Origin of the sequence: Pseudomonas sp. AN3A02, assembly GCF_011765255.1 — a bacterium.
In the GTDB taxonomy this organism is placed as follows: Bacteria; Pseudomonadota; Gammaproteobacteria; order Pseudomonadales; family Pseudomonadaceae; genus Aquipseudomonas.
Genome location: NZ_JAARNI010000006.1, coordinates 44,332 through 68,049, shown reverse-complemented (window position 1 = coordinate 68,049; position 23,718 = coordinate 44,332). Strand labels below are relative to the sequence as shown.

23 protein-coding genes are annotated in these 23,718 nt (G+C 59.8%); 11 read left to right on the top strand and 12 right to left on the bottom strand.

The window, feature by feature from the left end; translation table 11 throughout:
• The first annotated feature begins 172 nt into the window (after nucleotides 1-172).
• Nucleotides 173-1,972, top strand: coding sequence for an allophanate hydrolase (gene atzF / locus HBJ59_RS21770; protein WP_167664723.1), 1,800 nt, complete (start codon nucleotides 173-175; stop codon nucleotides 1,970-1,972).
• Nucleotides 1,973-1,974: 2 nt separating this feature from the next.
• Nucleotides 1,975-2,661: a GntR family transcriptional regulator gene (locus HBJ59_RS21765; RefSeq protein ID WP_076013676.1), complete on the top strand. Its 687-nt coding sequence runs from the start codon at nucleotides 1,975-1,977 to the stop codon at nucleotides 2,659-2,661.
• 144 nt (nucleotides 2,662-2,805) lie between these two features.
• Here HBJ59_RS21765 and dapA read toward each other — a convergent pair whose 3' ends face one another.
• Together dapA and HBJ59_RS21755 are read right to left on the bottom strand one after the other, a co-directional pair.
• Nucleotides 2,806-3,669, bottom strand: a complete 864-nt coding sequence (gene dapA / locus HBJ59_RS21760) for a 4-hydroxy-tetrahydrodipicolinate synthase (RefSeq protein WP_167664722.1) — start codon at nucleotides 3,667-3,669, stop codon at nucleotides 2,806-2,808.
• Between the two features lie 292 nt (nucleotides 3,670-3,961).
• Entirely contained in the window at nucleotides 3,962-4,882 is a 921-nt protein-coding gene (locus HBJ59_RS21755) for an alpha/beta hydrolase (protein ID WP_167664721.1), read from the bottom strand.
• A gap of 106 nt (nucleotides 4,883-4,988) precedes the next feature.
• Between HBJ59_RS21755 and HBJ59_RS21750 the strand changes: the two genes are divergently transcribed.
• On the top strand, nucleotides 4,989-5,468 hold the full coding sequence (locus HBJ59_RS21750; RefSeq protein ID WP_167664720.1) for a VOC family protein: 480 nt from the start codon (nucleotides 4,989-4,991) through the stop codon (nucleotides 5,466-5,468).
• Here the strand turns inward: HBJ59_RS21750 and HBJ59_RS21745 are convergent.
• From HBJ59_RS21745 to HBJ59_RS21735, 3 genes are read right to left on the bottom strand one after another with little or no spacing between them, the layout of a single operon-like run.
• Complete coding sequence (locus HBJ59_RS21745) at nucleotides 5,458-5,604, bottom strand: hypothetical protein (protein ID WP_167664673.1); 147 nt, start codon at nucleotides 5,602-5,604, stop codon at nucleotides 5,458-5,460. The two genes, HBJ59_RS21750 and HBJ59_RS21745, sit on opposite strands and share 11 nt — an antisense overlap.
• Before the next feature lies 1 nt (nucleotide 5,605).
• Complete coding sequence (locus HBJ59_RS21740; RefSeq protein WP_167664719.1) at nucleotides 5,606-6,157, bottom strand: arsinothricin resistance N-acetyltransferase ArsN1 family B; 552 nt, start codon at nucleotides 6,155-6,157, stop codon at nucleotides 5,606-5,608.
• A 15-nt stretch (nucleotides 6,158-6,172) separates the two neighbouring features.
• Nucleotides 6,173-6,793, bottom strand: a complete 621-nt coding sequence (locus HBJ59_RS21735) for a LysE family translocator (protein ID WP_167664718.1) — start codon at nucleotides 6,791-6,793, stop codon at nucleotides 6,173-6,175.
• Between the two features lie 239 nt (nucleotides 6,794-7,032).
• Here HBJ59_RS21735 and HBJ59_RS21730 point away from each other — a divergent pair, with 239 nt between their 5' ends.
• Nucleotides 7,033-7,599, top strand: a complete 567-nt coding sequence (locus HBJ59_RS21730) for a hypothetical protein (RefSeq protein WP_167664717.1) — start codon at nucleotides 7,033-7,035, stop codon at nucleotides 7,597-7,599.
• Nucleotides 7,600-8,290: 691 nt separating this feature from the next.
• On the opposite strand, the gene HBJ59_RS21725 is transcribed toward HBJ59_RS21730, so the two are convergent.
• Nucleotides 8,291-9,436, bottom strand: coding sequence for a serine hydrolase domain-containing protein (locus tag HBJ59_RS21725; protein ID WP_167664716.1), 1,146 nt, complete (start codon nucleotides 9,434-9,436; stop codon nucleotides 8,291-8,293).
• Nucleotides 9,437-9,506: 70 nt separating this feature from the next.
• Nucleotides 9,507-10,574, bottom strand: a complete 1,068-nt coding sequence (locus HBJ59_RS21720) for a fatty acid desaturase (RefSeq protein WP_076013722.1) — start codon at nucleotides 10,572-10,574, stop codon at nucleotides 9,507-9,509.
• Nucleotides 10,575-10,887: 313 nt separating this feature from the next.
• Here HBJ59_RS21720 and HBJ59_RS21715 point away from each other — a divergent pair, with 313 nt between their 5' ends.
• Nucleotides 10,888-11,451: a recombinase family protein gene (locus HBJ59_RS21715; RefSeq protein WP_076013668.1), complete on the top strand. Its 564-nt coding sequence runs from the start codon at nucleotides 10,888-10,890 to the stop codon at nucleotides 11,449-11,451.
• Nucleotides 11,452-11,494: 43 nt separating this feature from the next.
• Here the strand turns inward: HBJ59_RS21715 and HBJ59_RS21710 are convergent, their stop codons facing one another.
• Entirely contained in the window at nucleotides 11,495-12,553 is a 1,059-nt protein-coding gene (locus HBJ59_RS21710; RefSeq protein ID WP_167664715.1) for an FAD-binding oxidoreductase, read from the bottom strand.
• A gap of 167 nt (nucleotides 12,554-12,720) precedes the next feature.
• On the opposite strand from HBJ59_RS21710, the gene HBJ59_RS21705 reads away from it, so the two are divergent.
• Nucleotides 12,721-13,092, top strand: a complete 372-nt coding sequence (locus HBJ59_RS21705) for a hypothetical protein (protein ID WP_167664714.1) — start codon at nucleotides 12,721-12,723, stop codon at nucleotides 13,090-13,092.
• A gap of 39 nt (nucleotides 13,093-13,131) precedes the next feature.
• On the opposite strand, the gene argC is transcribed toward HBJ59_RS21705, so the two are convergent.
• Nucleotides 13,132-14,064 carry an N-acetyl-gamma-glutamyl-phosphate reductase gene (gene argC, locus HBJ59_RS21700; RefSeq protein WP_167664713.1) on the bottom strand — a complete coding sequence of 311 codons (933 nt, stop codon included), beginning with the start codon at nucleotides 14,062-14,064 and terminating at the stop codon, nucleotides 13,132-13,134.
• 112 nt (nucleotides 14,065-14,176) lie between these two features.
• Here argC and HBJ59_RS21695 point away from each other — a divergent pair, with 112 nt between their 5' ends.
• The 5 genes from HBJ59_RS21695 to HBJ59_RS21675 all read left to right on the top strand — a co-directional run bounded on the left by HBJ59_RS21695 (nucleotide 14,177) and on the right by HBJ59_RS21675 (nucleotide 19,404).
• Complete coding sequence (locus HBJ59_RS21695) at nucleotides 14,177-15,061, top strand: LysR family transcriptional regulator (RefSeq protein ID WP_167664712.1); 885 nt, start codon at nucleotides 14,177-14,179, stop codon at nucleotides 15,059-15,061.
• 82 nt (nucleotides 15,062-15,143) lie between these two features.
• Complete coding sequence (locus tag HBJ59_RS21690; protein ID WP_076013663.1) at nucleotides 15,144-15,476, top strand: DUF2388 domain-containing protein; 333 nt, start codon at nucleotides 15,144-15,146, stop codon at nucleotides 15,474-15,476.
• 41 nt (nucleotides 15,477-15,517) lie between these two features.
• The gene (locus HBJ59_RS21685) at nucleotides 15,518-16,144 is read left to right on the top strand and encodes a hypothetical protein (RefSeq protein WP_167664711.1); all 627 of its coding nucleotides are present in this window, start codon (nucleotides 15,518-15,520) and stop codon (nucleotides 16,142-16,144) included.
• A 156-nt stretch (nucleotides 16,145-16,300) separates the two neighbouring features.
• Nucleotides 16,301-17,107, top strand: coding sequence for an alpha/beta fold hydrolase (locus tag HBJ59_RS21680; protein ID WP_167664710.1), 807 nt, complete (start codon nucleotides 16,301-16,303; stop codon nucleotides 17,105-17,107).
• A 101-nt stretch (nucleotides 17,108-17,208) separates the two neighbouring features.
• Nucleotides 17,209-19,404, top strand: coding sequence for an OsmC domain/YcaO domain-containing protein (locus HBJ59_RS21675; protein WP_076013660.1), 2,196 nt, complete (start codon nucleotides 17,209-17,211; stop codon nucleotides 19,402-19,404).
• Nucleotides 19,405-19,558: 154 nt separating this feature from the next.
• On the opposite strand, the gene HBJ59_RS21670 is transcribed toward HBJ59_RS21675, so the two are convergent.
• The 3 genes from HBJ59_RS21670 to HBJ59_RS21660 are packed head-to-tail and all read right to left on the bottom strand — an operon-like array spanning nucleotide 19,559 to nucleotide 23,659.
• Complete coding sequence (locus HBJ59_RS21670; protein WP_167664709.1) at nucleotides 19,559-20,977, bottom strand: efflux transporter outer membrane subunit; 1,419 nt, start codon at nucleotides 20,975-20,977, stop codon at nucleotides 19,559-19,561.
• Complete coding sequence (locus HBJ59_RS21665) at nucleotides 20,974-22,554, bottom strand: DHA2 family efflux MFS transporter permease subunit (RefSeq protein WP_167664708.1); 1,581 nt, start codon at nucleotides 22,552-22,554, stop codon at nucleotides 20,974-20,976. The genes HBJ59_RS21670 and HBJ59_RS21665 overlap by 4 nt, the downstream gene beginning before the upstream one ends.
• Nucleotides 22,547-23,659 (bottom strand): HlyD family secretion protein, encoded by a 1,113-nt coding sequence (locus HBJ59_RS21660; RefSeq protein WP_167664707.1) that lies wholly within the window; start codon nucleotides 23,657-23,659, stop codon nucleotides 22,547-22,549. Before HBJ59_RS21660 ends, HBJ59_RS21665 begins: the two co-directional genes overlap by 8 nt.
• Nucleotides 23,660-23,718 lie beyond the last annotated feature (59 nt).

Genomic DNA, 23,718 nt, shown 5'->3' with positions numbered 1-23,718 from the left:
GCGCGGCCGCCTGAATGTCTTTTTTTGGCGCATTGCTGCTTCATCACGGAGCACGGTTGAGGGCGGCCAATCCGGCGGTTTTCTGCCAACGCCACGTATTCATTGGCTTGCAGCTGATTGGCCCAGCGCTTGCTAAAAGAAATCCAAACTTGGATACAAGATGGAATCCTCAATGCGCAACGAACAACTTGGCTGGACCCTTGGCGAATGGCAGGCCGCTTACCGCAGCCAGGCGCTGACCCCCGACATCCTGTTGACCCTCGCGGGCACGTTTCCCGCCGAGGACAACGCCTGGATCAGCCGGGTGCAGCCGCAGCAACTGCGTGACCAGTTGGCGCAACTGGCCGAGCGGCTTGCGGCGGTCGGTGGCGATATCGACAAGCTGCCGTTGTATGGCGTGCCGTTTGCCATCAAGGACAACATCGATGCGGCGGGTTGGGAGACCACGGCGGCGTGTCCGGAGTTTGCCCATCGCGCTGCGGCGGATGCCACGGTGGTGGCCCGGCTGCGGGCGGCCGGGGCGATCCTGATGGGCAAGACCAACCTGGATCAGTTCGCCACCGGCCTAGTCGGTACGCGCTCGCCCTACGGTGCAGTGGGCAACAGTTTCAATCCGGATTACGTCAGCGGCGGCTCCAGCTCAGGTTCTGCGTCGGTGGTTGCCCGTGGCCTGGTAGCGTTCTCCCTGGGCACCGACACCGCCGGTTCCGGCCGGGTGCCGGCGGGCTTCAACAATATCGTCGGGTTGAAGCCGACCAAGGGGCGTTTGTCCAACTCCGGGTTGGTGCCTGCGTGCCGTACTGTGGACTGTATTTCGGTGTTTGCGCTGACGGTTGAAGATGCCGAGACGGTTGCGGGCGTCGCTGCTGCTTACGACGCCAGCGACGCCTATTCACGCGTCAACCCCAACACCGCTCCCGTAGCGGTCGGCGCCTCAATCAAGCTGGCGGTGCCGGCCAGCCTGGAGTTTTTTGGCGACGCGCAGAACCAGGCGGTGTTTGAACAGGCGCTGCTCAGGTTTCAGGCACTCGGTGCCGAGATCACGGCGGTGGATTTCAGCCCGTTCCAGCAACTGGCCGAGCAGCTTTATTACGGGTCTTGGGTTGCGGAGCGCACGGTGGCACTGGAAGGCATGCTCGCCAGCAACGCCGAAGCGATCAACCCGGTGGTGCGTGGCATCGTGGAAAACGGCCACCAGTACAGCGCCTGCGATGCCTATAAAGCCGAATACCTGCGCGCCGAACTGAGCCGACGCATCAACGACAGCCTGGCCGGTTTCGACGCCTTGCTGGTGCCGACCTCGCCGACGATTCGTACCCTGGCGGAAATGGCCTTGGAGCCGGTGCTGTACAACTCGCAGTTTGGCTTCTACACCAACTTCACCAACCTGGCCGATCTCTCGGCGCTGGCCGTGCCCGCCGGGCTGCGCAGCGATGGCCTGCCGTGCGGCGTCACGCTTATCGCGCCTGCCTGGCACGACACGGCCCTGGCGCACCTGGGCAAACGCTGGCAGGCCGGCCTCGATCTGCCGTTGGGCGCCACCGGACGCCACCTGCCACAACCGGCCCCTGCACGGCAGGCTCCGGGCAGCGTGCGGGTGGCGGTGGTGGGTGCGCACCTCACCGGGATGCCGCTGAATTTCCAACTGACCACCCGCAACGCTGTGCTTGTGGAGCAAACCCTGACGGCGAGCCACTACCGCTTGCATGCACTGCCTGGCACGGTTCCGCCCAAGCCTGGGCTGGTCAAGGACGATTCGGGCAGCGCGATCATCGTCGAGCTGTGGGACATGCCCATCGCTCGCTTTGGCGAGTTCGTCGCGGAGATTCCCGCGCCACTGGGCATCGGCAACCTGACCCTGGCGGACGGGCGCAGTGTGAAAGGGTTTATCTGCGAGCCCTGGGCCCTGGCAGGCGCCACCGACATCACCGAATTCGGCGGCTGGCGCGCCTACATGGCGAGCAGGAAATAGGCATGCAGCTCTCAACCACGAGAAAACCCAGCGAACGCCCGGACAGCCTGGCAGAGCGGGTCTACCAGCAGTTGAAGGACGACATCTTCGACTTTCGTTTGTTACCGGGTGATCGCTTCAGCGAAGGTGACGTGGCCGAACGCATGCAGGCCAGCCGCACGCCGGTGCGCCAGGCGCTGTATCGGCTGGCGCGGGAAGGGTACCTGGAAGTTTTTTTCAGGAGCGGCTGGCAGGTGCGGCCGTTCGACTTCAACTATTTCGAAGAGCTTTACGACGTTCGGATCGTGCTGGAGTTAGCCGCCGTCAATCGCTTGTGTGGCATGGCGGAGCAGGGCCTTGAAGGGCTTGAGGCGATTTGGCAGGTGGACGAAAGTGCCCGGCTGGATGACGCTCAGCTCGTTTCGGCGCTGGATGAGGCGTTCCACTGCGGGCTGGTGCAGGCCACGGGCAACGCAGAAATGGCGCGCATGCATTACGAGATTACCGAGAAAATCCGCATCATTCGGCGGCTGGATTTCACTCAGCAATCGCGAATTGCGGCGACGTATGAGGAGCACGGAAGAATCCTCGATGCGATCTTGCAACGGCAAAGCGACCAGGCGCAGCAACTGCTCAAGACCCACATTGAGGTGAGCAAGCAGGAAGTGCGCAAGATCACGTTGCACAGATTGGCGGTGGCGAGAGGATAAACCGCACCCCTGTGGCGAGGGAGCTTGCTCCCGCTGGGCTGCGCAGCAGCCCTAGTCCAGACACCTCTTTTCGGCAGATAAAATGGGGTGTCTGGTTTTGGGGGCGCTTCGCACCCCAGCGGGAGCAAGCTCCCTCGCCACAGGTTATTCGAGCGTGGCCAAGACTTGCTGCAATTGATTCACCACCGTCTCACTCGCCGCCAGCATCGGCGCCCGCAACTCACTGCCGATCAACCCTTCCATCGCCAGTGCCGCCTTCACCGGCGCCGGATTGGGCTCCACGAACATTGTGTGAATCAACGGCAACAAGCCGAAAAACGTCTTGCGAGCCGCCATCAATTGGTTATCCCGAACCTGCCGATGCAGCGTCACAAAATCCTCGGTCCGCACATGCGCCGACGCGGCAATCGCACCGGTCGCTCCCAGGCACAGTGCGTTGAATATCTGCACATCCTCGCCACACAACACATCAACCTTCCCACTGGCCAACAACGCTAGGGTGTTGGCCAGGTTGCCGCCGCAATCCTTGATCGCGACGATCCGTTCATGGGCAACGATGTTCAGCAGCGTCGCCTGTTCGAAGGCAATGCCGGTGCGATAGGGAATGTCATACAGAATGATCGGCACACTGGAGGCATCGGCCACGGTGCGGAAGAACGCCTCAAGGCCCGCCTGGGACGGGCGTATGTAGCTCGGCGGCGGCACCAGCAAGCCGGCCACCGGGCGCTTCAGGATTTCGGCCTGGAACTGCAACAGCTCAATCTGGTTATACCCGGCCAGACCCATCACCACTTGCTGCGCCGGTACCAGTTCCAGTACTGCATCCAGCATCACCAACTGCTCATGGCGGCTCAACGAGGCAGCTTCGCCGGTGGTGGTACAGACCATGATCCCGGCCACGCCTTTTTCCAGCAGATGGCAGACCAGGCGGCGCAAGCCAATGAAGTCGATGGCGCCGTTATGAAACGGTGTAACCACGGGAACCCAGATACCTTGAAACGATGACATGCGCTTTCTCCTGATGGTTGACCGATTTCGTCACCGTCAGAAGGGCAGAGGGAAGTAAGCAAGAGGAGGGGGCCTTCGCGCTCAATGTCCTGTCAGCTCATCTGACGGGACAGCGCGCCCCGGTCACATGAGCGACTGTTTCTTCGATTTGAGGGCGTGCGCAACGCAACCTTGCGCCTTGGCAATCAAGCCAATGACGGAAAAGTTGAAGGTCGTTGCAGACATTGAGGACACACCCTGAAGAAGACGCTCATCTTTATGGATTATTACAGGGTGTGTCAACTCGCAGCGATCAGGCGCGGTTCAACCAGTGGCGCACAAAACGCACCTGTTCCGCCGACAGTTCTGCGTCTTCCGGCGCGCCCATGAAACCGCCGTGGGGCATCGCTTCAAAAATATGCAGATCCACCGGCACCTCGGCCCTTCGCAGCGCGCGATGCAGGCGCACGGCGTTGGAGAGGAACAGGTCACGGGTGCCGCTTTGCACGAACGTCGGCGGGAAGCCCTTTGCGAAATCTCCGAACAATGGCGACAGGTACGGGTGAGACAACTCCGCGCCGGCGGCGTACAGCAGGTTGGTGCTCATCAGCGGGTTGGGCAGCACCACGTCGACGGTGCGGTTGACCTGGAAGCTGTCGCCTGATTCGGTCAGGTCCACTTCGGGTGACAGCAATACCAGCGCGGCCGGCAGCGGCAAGCCTTCGTCGCGGGCCCGCAGCACCGTGGCGGCGGCAAGGTTGCCACCGGCCGAGCGCCCGCCGATCACGATCTTGTCCGGGGTGTGGTGCGCCAGTACGTGCCGGTAGGTGGCCATGCAGTCATCGAGTGCCGCCGGGTACGGATAGTCAGGCGGCATGCGGTAGTCCACGCCGTAGCAGGTCATGCCATGCAGGTCGGCATGTCTGCCGGCGGCGAGGCGGGCATTTTCGCCGCCGCCGAACACCAGGGCGCCGCCGTGCAGGTCGATATAAGCGAACTCGGCGCCGTCGGCTGGGGTTGCCCGGTACACGGTGGCGCTTGCGACGGTGATCGTCTCGACGGCGGCTTGCATGCGACGCCAGCCATCGTGGTCATCGGCGGCGGGCATGGCGTACAGGCTGTTCAGCGGCACGCCCTCGTCATTCACCGAGCGACGCAGCATCGCCTGGGCCTCGGGGCTGATGGATTGCGGGACCGGGAGTGTTCGCGGGTCGATCCTTACACCGTTACTCATTATCTGCACCGTGGGGTTAAAGCGGGGGGCGTGCCAGGACGCGAACGCATTCTTGTCGGTAGCGGTACTACACTGCAAGTCCGAACCTCCACGCTGGAGAACACTCATGCTCAGCAAAAACACGGTGTGCCTTTGGTACGACGGCAGCGCACTGGACGCTGCCAACTTCTACGCCAAGACCTTCCCGGACAGTGCGGTGACCGCTGTCCATCACGCGCCCGGGGATTACCCGGCGGGCAAGCAGGGCGATGTGTTGACCGTGGAATTCACGGTCATGGGCATTCCTTGCCTTGGCCTGAACGGCGGCTCTGGCGTGCAGCACAACGAGGCATTCTCGTTCCAGGTGGCCACCGACGACCAGGCGGAAACCGACCGCTTGTGGCACGCAATTGTCAGCCATGGCGGCCAGGAAAATGTCTGCGGCTGGTGTCAGGATAAATGGGGTGTGAGGTGGCAGATTACCCCGAGGGTGCTGAGCGCGGCGATCACCCATCCCGACCCTGCAGCGGCCAAGCGGGCGTTTGACGCGATGATGGGGATGACCAAGATCGATGTCGCGGGGATTGAGGCGGCGCTTAAAGGTTGAGCGGCTGAACGCGTCCGCCACGCTTGGATTCATACAGCGCCGCATCACTTTGTTCAATCAAGCCGACGCGGCCCAGCGCGACGGTGCGCTCGTTCGAGGTGTTGTTAAGCAGGATCACAAACTCGTCACCGCCCAACCTATTTCCCCGGCAACTCGTTGAATGGAATGATCGACCTGGGCGGTGTTGATCCATCCAGTGCCTTGCGCCAATAACCTACGTCATGCCACTGACCATGCTTGAATCCGACTTCGGGATACGTCCCGATATGCGTGAAGCCCAACGCTTCATGCAACCCCACACTCCCGGCGTTCGGCAGGGCGATCCCGGCATAGGCCGCGTGGTAGCCCTGGCGCACAAGCAGGGGCAATAACTGTTGGTATAACGCCCGGCCGATTCCGTTGCGATGTGCCGCAGGATCGATATACACCGTGACATCCACCGCCCAGCGATACGCTTCCCGGGCGCGATGCGGGCTGGCATAGGCGTAGCCCACGACCTGACCGTCGCGCTCGGCTACCAGGTAGGGATAAAGATCCAGCGTGGTAGTGATCCGCTGGGCCATCTCTTCGATGCTCGGAGCTTCCTGCTCGAAAGAGATCGCCGTGCGTTCAACCATGGGTGCATAAATCGCCTGGATGGCTGGTGCATCTGCTACGACTGCCACCCTTACATTGACGGTGAAGCTCATCCTTTATCCTCTTTTTCAGGCTCTGCGTGCCATCAGCAACACCGTCGCGGCGGCCGACAACAACCCCGCACAGCAGCGGTTGAAAATCCGCTTGCCCCGAGGCTGCGAAAACCAGCGGCGCATATGCAAACCCATATAGGCGTAGGCGCTGATGGCGATCCATTCCAGGGCCAGGAACATCGCGCCCAGCAGGGCGAATTGCGGTGTGATCGGCTGTGCCGGATCGACGAATTGCGGCAGGAAGGCGGTAAAAATCAGGATCGCTTTGGGATTGCCGGCGGCCACCAGGAACTCCTGTCTTGCCAATGCCCACAAACCGGCCTTGGGCGCTGTCGACTCAGCCTCCGCCTCCGGATTGGCCCGCCACAGTTGATACGCCAGATAAAACAGATACGCGGCGCCCAGGATCTTGATCCCGTAGAACAGCAATTCTGAAGTTTGCAACACCACCGCCAGCCCGGCGGACGCGAGGGCGATCATCCCGGCGAAGGCCAGCAAGCGCCCGACGCCCGCCAGGCACGAAGTACGGTAGCCGTAGCGGGTGGAGTTGCTCACGGACAGCAGGTTGTTCGGGCCGGGCGCCATGTTCAGGGCGAAGCAGGCCGGGAGGAAGAGGGTGAGGGTGGCGAGGTCCATGAGGGCTCCGGCGGGCGTTGGCAGGTAAGGCCACGAGGATAAGGGATGTGAGGCGGTTGAACAATTTGCGCTAATGGGTAGAACCGATGGCGCTCTGCCCATGTCTGTGAGTCGCGGATAAATAGGCCGTTACCCGTGACGCTCATTCGTTAATATGCCCGGCATGCCAATCGGGTAAAGGAAGTTGGCGTGAAGCACGAAGCGCTTTTCCCGGGAATTAAAAATAGAGTAGGCAGGAAATGGAATATCCTTCATTTGAAAACAAATCAAAGAAAAGAACCTTGTTGTTGGTGGTGTGTCTGGTATTTGGAGCATGGATTGCTTATATGCTCTGGGCCGCTCGTATTGGAATGCGAACGGTTTTAATGCCATCGATTCCCGAGTGGACGACCTATATAGTCATTGGTTGTCTGGTTGGACTCTTTTTTGCTGCAAGGGCCACCTGCTATCGTCCGGCTGTAAGAAACCCGAACCGTGTTGGAGAATCTTTTTTTGGTGGTTTTTGCCTGGGTCTGATTTTGTCCTTACACAGTTATGACGTCGTTACATACCTGTTGCCCGGCGACATTGTTCAGTATGCGTCACCTTACGAGCTGGATACTCCGGGGCCCTACGTTGGAAAGTTCAGTCGTTGTGAGGCGGGTCTGCGGATTAAGGATTTAAAGACTGAGCGCTGGGTTGAGCTTTGTACCACTCAGTCGGAATTCAACGATCAAAGAAAGAAAGGCATGAATGCAGTGTGGGTGACTGCTCATTCAAACAAGATAGGTTCTTATATTGAGGCGTATGAATTTATTTATAAATAAATCATGTCGTCGTTTTACCCACCCTCGTTCATAAACCAACGGCTCATTGTGAGCCGGGAGGGATAGGTTTCGGTTTGCCATCAGTCACTTGTGACCGGAAGCTGGTTGCAAGGTACCGGTGAATAACTGGCTTAGCTTAGTTGCCTTGCATATCGGGCGACCTGTTCAGGAAACAGCTCACCATAAGGGGGGTGGGAAATGCCAAGAACGTTAACCTCAATTAAGTCAGGTAGAAGCGCTTCCGAGTAATCCAGGATACTAACGCCTGCACACTGAATGACTTGGCCCGTTTCGGTTTGAACCGAAAGCCCCAGAGCCGACTGATCACGGTGGTTCGTACGGCACTCGTTTTGGATCAATCGGTATCCATCGACTGGCTCGAATCTGCCGAATGCGACACCCATAGGAGGGTCGCCCTCATCGAGTGCCGAGTACCCGGCTAGAACCGTCCCGCTGTAAATTGAAAATCGCGGCAAGTGATTACCCATTCAGTTAAGGCTGGTAACGGCGCATCCGCGCTCCGTAGTCGATCAGTTTCCTGGGTGAATCCATATCGGCAATTAAAGCCTAATTCTGCAGGTTCAACAGGTGGGTGGCACAAGGCCGCATCTTGCCATAAACCTGCTGCGTTGCATTATGCAATCTTGCGCACCGTTGAAAGCCTCAGATGCATAGATCCGCCCCTTTCCTATCAAAGCGCCGCATAGACAAGGGATGAAAGCCGGCCGGGACGGGGATCAATCATCGAATGGCTGCCCGAGGTGGTGGTGACAAAGCCAAAGCTCACTTGCCTTTCGGGATCGGCAAAACTGATCGGGCCGCCAAGCCCGATATGGCCGAAGGTGTTTGGGCCCATCGCATGGGAAGCCGTCGGGTCGCGTTGCTGCTCCAGCATGCAGCCTAATCCATAACGCATGGGGCGCATCCATACCCGATCCATGCCATGACTGTGCTCTCGAGTGAACTCACTAAGCAGTTCGGGACCGATAAAGTTTCCCGCCATCAATGCACTGTAGAAACCGGCCAAGCCGTGAGCCGAACCGTGTCCACACACGGCGGGTTGCCGGTAGGCCCACCAGCGCGGGTCACTGGTTCGTCTGGGCACCATTCCGGGGTTGGTGAAGGCGAGTGTCGCGATATGCGACGGCTCGTTTTTCACCACGGTTCGCAACGCCTGCGAGTAAGGATCACCGACCCGTCCCGTGGCACTGTCGAAACGCGCGATACGATGAAAGTGTTCTGCGTCCACGCCAAGGTGCACGTCCAACTCATGGGGATCCAGAATCTCTTCGTGGATAAACACACAAGGATCTCGCCCGTCTACCCGACGAATCAATTCACCGAGAATCCAGCCAAACGTGGTGGTGCCGTACCCCAGGTCTGTTCCCGCTTCCCACCAAAGCGGCTCGGCCTCCAGCACCCGCAGCATATGTTCCCAGTCATACATCATGGGGTTATGGTCGGGTGCTCGCAGCGCCGGCAGGCCTGCGGTGTGGTTCATCACCTGGCGCAAGGTGACCCGTGCTTTCCCGCTCTGGGCGAATTCAGGCCAGTAACGGGCCACGGGCGCATCCAGCTCCAACTTGCCGTCCTCGACCAACATCAGGACGGCCACCGCGACATAGGGTTTTATAACGCAAAAGGTATTGGCCAGCGTATCGCGGGTCCAGGGCTTCGTGCCTGCCAGATCCGCCATGCCCGCCCAGAGGTCGACAACGGTCTCTGCGCCTACCTGCACGCATAGGCCGGCCCCACGTTCCTGCGGATCATCAAACATGTCCTCGAAGGCCTGCTTGACCGCTTCAAACGGCTTCGCACACATCCCTTGCGCTTTCATACCTCAATGTCCTCTATTTGAAGTGCGGCCCTTGATACTTGCCGAACACCGATAATGGTCGTGGGGGACTTCACCCACGAGACCGAGTTTGGGAGTGCTCCATGGAGAAGCGGTTCGCTCGCTTGTAGGTGCCGAAGTCATTGAACCTGACACCGGCCTGGGCCATGACTTTATGAGCATACGGTGCCGTCATCTGGCGCAGATAAAACGGGTCTCTCACCACGAAGTGATGGATGCTGTGGGTGCTGCCAAAGTTAAAACAGAACAACTGGAACGGCCACAGCCACCAAGGGTTCATCACTTGGGTTTGTTGTAATGCGTTACGCGGGGCAACATCGCCGTAGTAGTGCATATTTGAGCTTATAAAGAATAGGCAGAACTGCCGTATCATATTGGGCGCTATAAGAATAACTACTGCGCTATTGATGATGCCCATTAATTCCAGCGTCGTGGCAGAGCTGTGAACCTCCATCCCAATCATTGACCCAAACCAGACATACAGGTGGTAGCCGAGGAACACATACCAGCACCCCCAATACAGAAGCCCGAATGGTGTATTGAGCCGAATAATCTTGCCTAACAATTTTACCTTTTGCCCCCATCCCGGGGCAAAAACCGCATTTAGAAAACCAAATACAAATCCGTCCACAAGTTTTAATAATCGCAGTATTCCCCAAGGGCTGCCGCTCGTGGTGATCCAGGCCTCGACATCCGAATCAGTTCCGGACTCCTTATGGTGATGAAAGTGCAGATTGCGCCTTAGCCACGGACTGGGCATTCCCGGCCGAGCCAGCCAGCAGAAGAGCATCATGGCATTATGGGCAAGCGGCTGCTTTCTAAAATAAAGGCGATGAATCAGGTCATGTTCGATTTCATGAATGAACGAAGTCAGCAGCGCATTGACCAAAATACACGTCCATGCGGGGATAAAACCCTTTATATAGAGCCCTCCCGTAATGACCATCCCTAGCAGGGAAAACGCCATGACACTCGCGCCCAGAGCATCCTGGTGCTGCAGGATCGGATAACGCTTTCGCAGGTAGTTCCCATGATCCGTAATACTCCGAGTTACCTTGTCAATCTTTTGCTGATCGGTAGTTGGGTGATCAATTTCGATGGTGTTTTCCATGACCTTCATCCATTCATCCTCTGATTGCATCGATAAATACCAGCGCGTCAAGTCGGTCAAGTCAATTGTTGAGGCTATAAAACAGTAGTTGCTCATATTGGTTGCTTGAATTGCGCGGGTCATTCAAGAAATACGAAATCGACTTTTTTGCGAAAAGCTTGTTAGAATCCATGCTTCAAAATGATAGGGCAAGTTCAACTCTTTGCAACTGTGTATTTTGGGTGGGTTCAATGTTACAAGTGTTGGTGTAAGGAATTGATGATTTAGTTACAGTTTGTACAGGTATAAAATGACGCTGTACAAGTATTGCCAAGGAGGCACCATGAGATTGCATCGCATCAAATATTTCCGGCGCGCTCTACAAGAGCCCGAGATCGCCGTAGAGAAAATAACAAGCGATGATGTATTTGATGCCGTGTTTTGCGATGAGCCGGCAGACAATGCCGCGAATCCTGCAGGCCTGGAGAGGCTACTCCGCCACCTGCAGTGCGGGGATACCGTGGTGGTGGACAGCATGGCAGCGCTCACCTCCAACACGGACCAGTTGTGCACCATCATTCGCCGGTTGATTGAAAAGCAGGTCACGCTGGAGTGTTTGAACGAAAACCTGGTGTTCCGGCATGACTGTCTTGAAGTCGTGGAGTCCATCATTGCGGTAATGGAGCTGATTGCAGAGTTCGAGCGCGCTGCGATGAGGGAAAGACAGGCGGCGGGAATTGCCAGCGCAAAGCATCGTGGGACTTATAGAGGTCGCAAGAAGAAACTGTCTGACAATCAGGTTGTAAACTTAATTGACCGGGCCGGTGCAGGAGAAAGTAAATCCAAGTTGGCGCGTGATTTTGAAATCAGTCGGCAGACGCTCTATCGGTACTTGAGATCTGGATAGGGGCTTCTTCAGGTCGCACGCGGGAGCGGGTGCCAACAAGCCCCTACCGTTGAAAAAACCTTTCAGGACGGCATGGCCCGAAAGCGGCGGAGGTCTTGCCATCAGTGATTTCTTCACTGGCAAGACGTCCCACTATTGCGGCCAACGCAACCCCAGGGTGCATCACACATATGTACACGCCCTCGACGTTGGGTAGATAACCGATAATGGGGATGTTGTCTGCGGGGATGGGCCTGAGGCCGATACACGCCAACTCCGGCTCAATCGAATCAACCCCATGGAACTCGTGCCGAATGGTGTTGGCCGTGCGTAGCGCGATCGCCATCGGCTGGTTTTCCACGGCATCGCCCAGGTAATCCTCTGCCGCCAGCAACGTACCGTCGGCCGCTTGCCTGACTTCCATTTCCGGGCTGGAGATAAGTGTCTGCACCAGGTTGGATTGCGCGGTGTAGCGGATGAAAATGGACGGCGAGGCGTGTATGGGAAGGGTCGCCCCAAGCATGTCTGCCAGCGTCGAGATGCCTGTCCCGGCGGCCATTACCACAACGTCGGCATCGATGATGCCCTTGGCGGTTTCGACGCCCGTCACCCGGCCATTCGCGGTTTTGAAGCCGAGAACCCGGGTCTGTGTGTGTACCTTCGCGCCCAGCTCCTGGGCGCCAGCGACCAACGTATGGGTGACGTGCACCGCATCCAGGGCGCCTTCTTCGGCGACATACAGGGCATGTTCAGGAGGGTTTTTCAGGTTTGGCTCAAGGTCGAGAATCTGCGAGCGCGACAACCGGTGCGCCGAAGGCTGCTGCAACGCCCTTGAATTCGCGCCGTAAGACAGGGCGCCTGTCCAACGAATGTTCAGGCCCGGCAGTTGGGTTTCAAGACGGTGATAGTCGTTAATGGCCTCGCCACGCAAGGCGGCGATCGGGTCCGGCCCTCGGTGTGAAGTGGTGATCCAGGCAAATGAAGTGGCGGTCACCCCGGACGCGATGTCGGCAGCCTCGACCAAGGTCACGCTCGCGCCTTTGACGGCAAGGTGATACGCCAGGGAAGCGCCGACGATGCCTGCGCCAATGACCACCACGCGCTTTTCTCTGTGCTCCTTCATATCCCGCTCCATCTATTCAAGGCCGCCTTCAGCCGCTGCGGGCAAGCGGTCGAGCTTATCGCTAAAGCCGACGGGAATTGTGCAGGTTTTGCATGACCGGTTAAAGCCATTTGCGGTAGGTTGACCACCCAGGGAACGGACCCTGTCGACCAAGGAAGCGCCTTCATATGCCAACCGCCTTTCCCCAAATCAGCGAACGCCTGAACAATCGCCGGTTTATCGTAGCGGGCAACACCCACGGGCTGTCCGGTACGGGCACCGTGTTTGAATATCACGTCGATGAAGACGCCATCTGGGGCACTTACCAGGGCGGCCGGATTCGCATGGGCAATCAAGTCGGGCGCGCCACAGGTCCCGACTCCATAGAACTGCTGTATCAGTGCCTGACCACCGAGGGCGAGATTCTTGCCGGCTGGTCAAGGGGCACCGTAGGCGTTGATGACGCCGGGCATACCACTCTGACCTTCGTGTGGGGTTGGCTGTCGGGCGCGGAGGGCGGCGGGGAGTCCAGCTACGTCGAGCTTGTTGCACAGTCGTGACGGATTACGACCGCAGGGCCCCGGAAAAATCGGCGCCCGCTATTGTTTTGCCCTGATCATCAAATCCAGGTTCTGCACAGCAGCACCCGCAGCGCCCTTGCCAAGGTTGTCGAATACCGCCGCCAGCAGGACCTGGCCCGTCTCGTGGTTTTCACACACGATCAGGCGCACATCATCCGTGCCGTTCAGCGCTTGAGGGTCAAGGTAGGTCAGCTCCTTGGCGGCCTGCATCGACAGCACCTGGACATGATTCGTATCGCGGTAGTGCTGAGTCAAACAGTCATGCAACCGCGAGCCATCCACACCCGGCGCCAATAACCGACGTTGCAGCGGGATGGTCAATACGATGCCCTGGCGAAACGCCCCGTAGGCCGGCACAAAGGTCGGCCGCTCGGTCAGCCCGCTTTGCAGCTGAATCTCCGGCACATGCTTGTGTGCCAGCCCAAGCCCATACACCAGGAAGGCGGGCGCTTGTGAGGCGTCGGCGCCCTCATGTTCCTGCACCCCGGCGCGGCCCTTGCCGGAATAGCCCGACACGGCATGAATGGTCGTCGGGTAATCCTTGGGCAGCAACCCGGCCTCAAGCAAGGGGCGCAACAGTCCAATCGCTCCGGTGGGGTAGCAACCGGGGTTGCTGACCCGCTGCGCCGTGGCAATGCGTTGCGCCTGTTGCGGGCTCATCTCGGCGAAACCGTAGGTCCAGTCAGGATGAGTACGGTGGGCTGAACTCGCGTCGATCACCCGCACAGCCGGGTTCCGGATGCTGGCGACGGCATCGCGTGCGGCGTCGTCGGGCAAGCAGAGAATCGCGATGTCGCAAGCGTTGATCATCTCGGCGCGCTGCTGCGGGTCCTTGCGGTGTTCCGGGCTCAGGGTGATCAGCTGCAGATCGATGCGGTCGCGCAGGCGTTGATGGATCTGCAGCCCGGTGGTGCCTTGGTCGCCGTCGATAAATACAAGAGGATTTGCCATGGGATGCACTCGGAGAGGAAATCAGGTGTTCCAATCTTCGGCGAGTCGCTAGGATAGGAAAAGTTGAATTTCCAAACGATGAAGTTCAGGTTTTCTGAATAAGGATTGACCCATGCGCGAAATCAGCCTGGACCGCCTGCGCACGTTGGTGGCGATTGCCGACCTCGGCTCATTTGCCGAGGCGGCCCGCATGCTCAACCTGGCGCCACCCACCGTCAGCCTGCACATTGCTGATCTTGAGTCGCGAGTGGGCGGCAAGCTGTTATCGCGTACCCGTGGACGGGTTCAGCCCTCGGCGATTGGCGAAACCCTGGTGGAACGCGCGCGCCGGTTGTTGGCGGATGCGGAACAGGCGCTGGAGGACGTGGAGCGTCAGGTGCTGGGCCTGGCCGGTCGCGTGCGGCTGGGTGCATCCACCGGGGCCATCGCACAGTTGCTGCCGCAAGCCCTCGAGACTTTGAGCCAACACCACGCAGCCATTGATGTGCAGGTCGCAGTACTCACCTCGCAGGACACGCTGAAGAAACTTGCCGAAGGCACACTCGAAATTGGCCTGGTGGCGTTGCCGCAAGCGCCAGTGAAGGGTTTGCGGATCGAGCCCTGGCGGCGGGATCCGGTCATGGCTTTTTTGCCGGCGCGCCGCGAGTGCCCGGAAGTGGTGACACCTGCTTGGCTGGCCGCCCAGCCGTTGATTCTGAATGACACCACCACCCGGCTTTCACGTCTGACTTCGGAGTGGTTCGCCAGTGACGGGCATCAGCCCACGCCGCGTATTCAACTCAACTATAACGACGCAATCAAAAGCCTGGTGGCTGCCGGTTATGGCGCTACGTTGTTGCCCCATGAGGCGTCCACGCCTTTGCCTGACAGCCGGATCGTGATGCGCCCAATCCAGCCCTTGCTGTGGCGCCAACTGGGGATTGCCCACCGCGCCGGGGACATCGAGCGGCCAACGCAACATGTGCTGGATGTGTTGTGGGGGTTGAGTGCGGGGTAGCCGCCTTTAAGTTGTGTGTTCAGGGCGGGACGGGTAGCCTTGCGCCCCGATGTAACTAGCCATTTCAAGGAAGGAAGCGCGCGTGAAGATTTTTCGAGGAGTGACCGGGTTGGCGGGATTAGGCCTGTTGCTCGGTTGCAGCGTTGCCGAGGCTAAAGACGGTGTCTCCTTTGGCGACGATCCGCTTGGGTGGTCATGCCTGAAGTTCTCCACCTTCACCTTGCTGACTTCGGAACTGACCACACGTCCAGGTAGTTTTTTTTCAGCCAAGAATGACGCATTGGCGTTTGTAGGGTCCGAGGGCAAGATCCGGGGTGCGTATTTTGAGCAGGCGTTGCGGGATTTTCGCGGTGCTGGCGGTAACGCGGATGTCAGCGATGCGCAGTTTGCCGAGGCGGTGGCGATCATTGAGTAAACACGTTTCAACCCTGAACCTGACCTGCTCATGGAGAGCTTATGCCATTTCGTAACGTCCTCGTTTTTACCCATCTCGCCGTAGCGCTGTTGCTTTCAGGCTGTGCAAACCCTCAGGTCGCTGTCGCACCGGCGGCGCCCTTTGATCTTGAACCCCTGGGCCAGCCGATGGCGCAGACCAGCGTCCGTACTGCGCTGATCGACCAGATCATCGTCAAGGACCCAGTGGTGATCTCAGCGCAAAAGCCGGTTCTCGCGCCCTCTGATAACGAGGCGCGCATCGCCAAACTACGCAAAGCAGACGGCGGCGCACTGCCTGACGGTTACTGGGCACTCTATAAGCAAAACCTTGAAGCGATGCAGTACGACCTCAATCACCAGCATGACGCCGCCCGTGTGCAGTACGAGCAGACTTATCGTGATGAGTTGGGCCGAGTCGACGACAGCACGCTGCAAGTCATGGCCACGGCGCCCAAGACGCTGGATGAGCAGACGCGGCGTCAGTGGAACGCCCGCATGGCCGATAGACTGTCGCAGTACATAAAGACCAGTGAGCAATCGTTGCGCGCCGCTGCCGATACGCATATCAATCGTATGGCCTTGATGGACCGACAATACAACGTGTGCGCACGTAACCCGGAGTGCTGGGATGCGCCGGTTAAGAAGTAATGCGTTGTCCTTGACCATGACGCGCTGAATCATACGATTGGGCTATGAGTGCCTTACTGACTCAGGAATTTACACCGGTCTGAATCTCCTTGAGATTGGCGGCTTTGGGCCGCCAATCCGCTTAGCGCGGTCGTTTTTTTTCAAGGAGTCAGCCATATGCCCCTACCCGAACCGTTCACCCATGCACAGCTCCCCATGACGGTCGACGGTGTGCCGTTGAACATCGCAACGATCCACCGCGCGGGCGGCCTGGCGCCAATCGTGTTCCTGCATGGCTTTGGTTCCACCAAGGAAGACTACGCCGACATCGTCCAGCAACCTGCATTCGATGGTCACCCGTTTGTGGCCTACGACGCCCCCGGTTGCGGTGAAAGCCAGTGCAGCGACCTGTCGAAGATCTCAATCCCGTTCCTGCTGCAAACCGCCAAGCAAGTGCTTGACCACTTCAACATCGAGCGCTTCCATCTGGTAGGCCACTCCATGGGCGGGCTCACCGCTCTGATGCTGGCGCACCAGTTCCCGGGCAGGGTGCTGAGCTTTGTCGATATCGAAGGCAATATCGCTCCGGAAGACTGCTTCCTCAGCCGGCAGATCGTCGACTACCCGGCGGATGATCCCGAGGCATTTTTCAGCGCCTTCATCGAGCGCACTCGCCAGGCACCGGCCTACGCCAGCGCGCTGTACTCGGCGAGCCTGAGGCACAAGGTGCGCGCCGGTGCGGTGCGGGGGATTTTCCAGTCCATGGTCGAGCTGTCCGATAACGCCGACCTGATGGGCAAGTTTCTCGGCCTGGAATGCCCGCGCCTGTTCATGTACGGCGAGCAGAATGCACACCTGTCGTACCTGGCGCATATCCAGGCGCAGGGCGTGCGGCTGGCACCGATTGCCCACTGCGGGCACTTCCCGATGTACTCCAACCCGATCGCGATGTGGCAGCAGATTGCGGACTTTCAGCACAGCTGATCTCAACCACCAGCGATCAGCCAAGCCCGAAAGCACAAGACTTACGCCTCGAAACCCGGATAATGGCGGCCATATTTTGCTCGCTATTCTGGTAATCCCGCATGGAAATCAAGGTCAATTTTCTCGACAACCTTCGACTTGAAGCCAAGTTCGACGACTTCACCGTGGTGGCCGACCAGCCTATTCGCTACAAGGGCGATGGCTCGGCCCCGGGTCCGTTCGATTACTTCCTGGCTTCGTCGGCGTTGTGTGCGGCTTACTTTGTGAAGTTGTACTGCGAAACCCGCAACATCCCCACCGACAACATTCGCCTGTCCCAGAACAACATTGTCGATCCGGAAAACCGCTACAACCAGATCTTCAAGATCCAGGTCGAGTTGCCGGCGGACATCTCCGACAAAGACCGTCAGGGCATCCTGCGCTCCATCGACCGCTGCACCGTGAAAAAAGTGGTGCAGGCCGGTCCGGAGTTTGTGATCGAGGAAGTGGAAAACCTGGATGCCGATGCCCAGGCATTGCTGATGCCGAGCGCGGCGTCGGATGCAGGCACCTACATCGCGGGCAAGGACCTGCCGCTGGAAACAACCATTGCCAACATGTCGGCCATCCTGGCGGGCCTGGGCATGAAGATTGAAATCGCGTCGTGGCGCAATATCGTGCCCAACGTGTGGTCGCTGCATATTCGCGATGCGCACTCGCCGATGTGCTTTACCAACGGCAAGGGCGCGACCAAGGAAGGCGCGCTGGCGTCGGCATTGGGCGAGTTTATCGAACGACTGAACTGCAACTTCTTCTACAACGACCAGTTCTGGGGTGAAGACATCGCCAACGCGGCGTTTGTGCATTACCCGGACGAGCGCTGGTTCAAGCCGGGCCGTAAAGACGAACTGCCGCCGGAAATCCTCGACGCGCACTGCCTGCATATCTACAACCGCGACGGTGAGCTGCGTGGCTCGCACCTGTACGACACCAACTCCGGCAATGAAGAGCGCGGCATTGTTTCGCTGCCGTTCGTGCGCCAGTCCGATGGTGAGGTGGTGTATTTCCCGTCCAACCTGATCGAGAACCTGTACCTCAGCAACGGCATGAGTGCCGGTAACACCCTGGCTGAAGCGCAGGTGCAGTGCCTGTCGGAGATTTTCGAGCGCGCGGTAAAACGCGAAATCATCGAAGGCGAATTCGCGCTGCCGGATGTGCCGCAGGAGGTGCTGGCGAAGTTCCCGGGCATCCTCGCCGGTATTCAGGGCCTGGAAGCCCAAGGCTTTCCGGTACTGGTGAAGGATGCGTCCCTGGGCGGCGAATTCCCGGTGATGTGCGTGACGTTGATGAACCCGCGCACCGGCGGTGTATTCGCCTCGTTCGGCGCCCACCCGAGCCTGGAAGTGGCGCTGGAACGCAGCCTGACGGAACTGCTGCAAGGCCGCAGCTTCGAAGGCCTGAACGACTTGCCGCAGCCGACGTTTGAAGGCCACGCAGTGACCGAGCCGAACAACTTTGTCGAGCACTTCATCGACTCCAGCGGCGTGGTGTCGTGGCGCTTCTTCAGCTCCAAGTCGGATTACGAGTTCGTCGAATGGGACTTCTCCGGCCAGGGTGAAAACTCCAACGCCGAAGAGGCCGCAACCTTGTTCGGCATCCTCGAAGGCATGGGCAAGGAAGTCTACATGGCGGTGTACGAGCACATCGGCGCGACCGCCTGCCGCATCCTGGTGCCGGATTATTCGGAGATCTATCCGATCGACGATCTGATCTGGGACAACACCAACAAGGCGCTGTTTTTCCGCGAAGACATCTTGAACCTGCATCGCCTCGACGAAGCCGAATTGAAGGGCCTGGTTGAGCGTCTGGTGGAAAGTGAGCTGGACGATTACACCGACATCACCTCCTTGATCGGCATCGAATTCGATGACAACACGGCGTGGGGTCAACTGACCATTCTGGAACTGAAGCTGCTGATTTACCTGGCCTTGCAGCAGTTCGAGGAAGCGAAAGAACTGGTGGAGATGTTCCAGCAGTACAACGACAACACCGTCGAGCGTGGCTTGTTCTACCAAGCTGTGAATGCAGTGTTGGAGATGGAGCTGGACGAAGATCTGGAACTGGCCGACTACGAAGTGAATTTCCGCCGGATGTTTGGCAACGAGCGGATGGATGCGGCGATTGGTTCGGTGAACGGTAGCGTGCGGTTCTATGGTTTGACGCCGACGAGCATGAAGCTGGAAGGGCTGGATCGGCATCTGCGGTTGGTCGACAGCTACAAGAAGCTGCACGCGGCGCGGGCCAATACGGCCAATTAAAAGCTAACACCGTACCTGTGGTGAGAGGGCTTATTGTGGCGAGGGGGCTTGTCCCCCGTTGGACTGCGTAGCAGTCCCTTTTTTTGGGGCCGCTGCGCAGCCCGACGGGGGACAAGCCCCCTCACCACAGGTCAGTGGTCACTCGGGTTATTTGTCACAACGTCCATCCCAACCCCAGCGCCTTGTGCAGCGACGCAAAGTCCTTGAGCAACAGCGCATCCCCTGAAATCCGGCTTTCCTGCGCCTGGTATCGCGTACGTTCCGCATCCAGCCAGTCCAGCGTGCTCGCCGTGCCTGCTTTATAACGCTGGCGCGTCAGGTCCGCAGCCCGTACCGCCGACGACTCCACATTACGCAGCAGCACCACGTTCTGCCGCTGGTTGCCATACCGGGCCAACGCCACATCCGCATCACGCAAAGCACTCAACACCACACTTTTGTAATGAGCGAGGGCCTCATCGCGACCGGCTTCGGCGCCTTTGACACTGGCCGCCACCCGGCCGAAATCCAATGCGTTCCAGGTCAACCGCGGCAACAACAGCCAGGTGCCGCTGTCCTTGCGCGCCAGGTGCCCGGGGTCGGCCGCCGAGAACGACAAGTCACCCATCAGGCTGAGCTTGGGAAACCAGTCGGCGGTTTTCTCGCCGATTTGCGCGTTGCTGGAGGCCAGTTGGCGCTCGGCCACGCGGATGTCAGGCCGTGCTTTCAGGATCGCCGCCGGGTTGGCGAACGGCACCTGGCTCGGGATGGCGGGCAGTGCGCGGGGCGTGCTGAGCTGTGCGTCCAGCTCGCCTGGTTCCAGGCCGCAGAGCAGGTTCAGTTGATCCACGGCCTCGACAATGGATGCTTGCAGCGGCAGTCGCTGGGCCCGGGTGTTTTCTGCCTGGGTCAGTACCTGTTCCAGTTGCAACTGCGAGGCCACGCCACGACTGCGCCGTTGCTGGGTCAGGTCCAGCGCCTGCTGCTCAATCTCGACACTGGCGTCCACCAAGGCGAGGCGTGCCTGCTGGTCGCACAGGTCGGCATAGGTCTGCACCACCTCGGCCGCCAACTGCACCTGGGCATCGGCCAGTTGCGCCTGCGAAGCGTCGTTTTCCGCCTGTGCCGCCTCGATCGCACGCCGGGTGCCGCCAAACAGGTCGGCTTCCCAGCTGGCATCAAAGCCGGCGAGGTAAAGGCTCAATGGCCCGCGGCCGCCGCCACTGCTGCCACCCAGCGCCGAGGTGTCGGGGGAGCGCAGCTTGAGCATCGCAGCGTCGCCGGTGACCTTGGGCAGGGCGTTGGCATTGGCGCCACTCAGGCTGGCCCGCGATTGCCTGAGTCGCGCCTGGGCAGTCGCCATGTCCGGGCTGTTTTGCAGCGCCTGGGCCACCAGTTGGTTGAGTTGCGGATCGGCGAGGGTTTGCCACCATTGGGCGACACCCGGCGTACTCGACTCGCTGCCTGCGTGAGGCAAGCGCCCGGCCGCCAGGGTTTTTGGCGCGGCATCCGGTGCGCCATGGTAGTCCGGCCCCACAGTACAGGCCGCCAGCAGGCCGACGGTGAAGAGCAGGGGAAGTGAGCGATAAATCATGTTCGTTGGCCTGCCTGCGCCGCGCGCTTTTTCAGGATGAAGATCAGGGGAAGGCACGCCAGCATGGCGAGTCCCAGCACGTAGAACGCGTCGTTATAGGCCATCACCGCCGCTTGTTGGGCGATGTCGTTGGCGAGGTGGCTGAGGGCTTGCAGCGAGGCGGTGGACGGGTCGCCGGTTTGCGCGAGGTAGCTGGCGGTGTTGCTCGCCATTTGGTCCTGGGTCAACTGGGTGTTGGCCTGGATGCCTTCGCGCAGCATGTCGTCATGAAAGTGGCTGCGCCGGTCCATCAGTACGCCGAGCAGCGCCAGCCCCAAGGTACCGCCGAGGTTGCGCGACATGTTGTAGAGCCCGGCAGCGTCGCCCGCATCGCGGGTTTCCACCGAGCGCATGGACAGTTGGCTGAGGGGCATCATCACCAGGATCTGCCCAAAGCCGCGCAGGATCTGCGACCAGTAAAAATCATGGCCGACGCTCTGGGCGGTGAGTTGAGTGTCGAGAAAGCAGCTGGCCCAATACATCAATAGACCCACGCCAACCATCATCCTGAGGTCCAGGCGGCCGAGCATTCTCGGCAGGATCGGCATCAGCAGGAACGCCGGAATCCCCGACAGCAACATGATCGAACCCGACTGTTGCGCGTTGTAGCCGGACAGAACCCCGAGGAACTGCGGCACCAGGTAAGCCGTGCCATACAGCCCGGCGCCGACCGCCGTGGCAATCAGCAGCACGCTGCCAAAGCTGCGGTTGAGCACCAGTTGCAGGCGCAGGATCGGCGTACTCGAGCGGACTTGCCCGACGGCGATCAGGAAGAAACCGATCACCGTCGTGATGCTCAACCCGATGATCAACTGAGAGTCGAACCAGTGTTCACGCTGGCCTTCTTCCAGCACTACGGTGAGCGAACTCAAGCCCATCGCCAGGCCGAGAATGCCCAGCCAGTCAGCCTTGATGAACTGTTGAAGGTTCATGCGCTCGCTGGGCAGGCCGGTGATCAGCAGGGTGATCAAGGTAATGCTGACGGGCAAGTTGATGAAGAAGCACCAGCGCCAGTTGATGTTTTCCGTGAGCCATCCGCCAATCACCGGGCCCAACAGCGGGCCGAGGATCACCGTCATACCGAACATCGTGGTGCCGATTGCCAACTGGTGGGCGGGGAGGCGGGTGCGCACGATGGTCTGCGCGGTCGGGATCATTGCGCCGCCGGCAAAGCCCTGGCCAATGCGCCCGGCGATCATCGCGCCGAGGCTTGAAGACAGGCCGCAGAACATCGAAAAAAACGTGAACATCAACGCCGTGCCGATCAGGAACCGGCGCAGGCCAAAGACCCGGGTCAGCCAGGCGGCGAGGGGAATCATGACGATTTCCGACATCAGGTAACCGGTAGCGATCCAGGTGCCCTCAGTGCCGGTTGCGCCGATCTGGCCCTGGATTTGCGGGAGCGCCGAGTTGGTGATCGAGATGTCCAGGGTCGCCAGCAACGCCCCCAGCGAGCCGGCGGCGACCGCGATCCAGTCCGTCAGCGAGGCGTTGCGCGGTTTGTCCGCGGGCACCTCGGTCAAGATGGCTTCAGCCATGGTTGGCGTCTGCCTTGTGGGTGCGGGTGTCTACTTCCACAGTGGCGGACAAGCCGGGCACCAGTGCCTGGCGAACGTCGTCATCCGGTACATCCAGGGAAATCCGCACCGGCACGCGCTGCACGATCTTGGTGAAGTTGCCGGTGGCGTTGGAAGGCGGCAGCAACGCGAACTGTGCGCCAGTACCGGGAGACAGGCTGTCGATATGGCCTTGGATGTCGTGGCCTGGCAGTGCGTCCACATGCACGGTGACGGTCTGCCCGGCGCGCATGTCGCCGATCTGGGTTTCCTTGTAGTTGGCGGTGAGGTAGATCGCGCTGACGGGCACTACCGTGAGCAGGCGCGTGCCCGGCTGCACGTATTGGCCGACACGCACACCGCGATCGGCCACGCGGCCGTCGAGGGGGCTGCGAATCACCGCGTCGTCCACATCCAGCTGGCTTTGCGCTTCGCTGGCCTTGGCCACGCCAAGTTGCGCCTGGGCTTGCTTGAGCTGGGCTTCGAGGGTGCCGTAGCGGGTTTGGCTGGAGCGCAACGCGGCCTGCTTGGCGGCCACGGTGCTGCGAGCTTGGGCGAGTTGGTTATTGAGCTGCGCCAGGCGCTCTTCCGGCTCGGCACCGGAACGCGCCAACGGTGCATAACGCGCAACTTCGGTTTGCGCGTGCTGGGCGTCGGCTTGGGCGCCCTGGAGTTGGGCGCGCGCTTCGGCGATGGTCGAGTCCTGCTGCACCAGGTCGGCCTGGGCCTTGGCAAAGTCGGCCTCGCGGGCCGCAATCGTCGCCGAGGCTTCGTCACTCACCGCCTGGTATTTGCGTGCGTCCAGGCGTACCAGCACGTCGCCGCGCTTCACGTTCTGGTTATCCGCCACCAACACCTCGGCGACGTAGCCATTGATTTTGGGGGCGACGCTGATGCTGTCGGCTTGCAGGTAAGCGTCGTCGGTGGTCTCGATAAAGCGCCCGGTGAGCCACCACCAGGCGCCCCACGCCAGCCCACCCAATAGCGCCACGCAGGCGAGAGACAGGAGAATCCGTCGGGCTTTGCCGCGTTGGCCGTTGACGGTGGTTTCAGGAATGACCTGAGAAGAGGGAGGTGCAGCGGACATCAAGTCACTCCAGTTTTATATCAGTTGGAATAAATTCGTTTTTTCGCGAAAATTTGTCA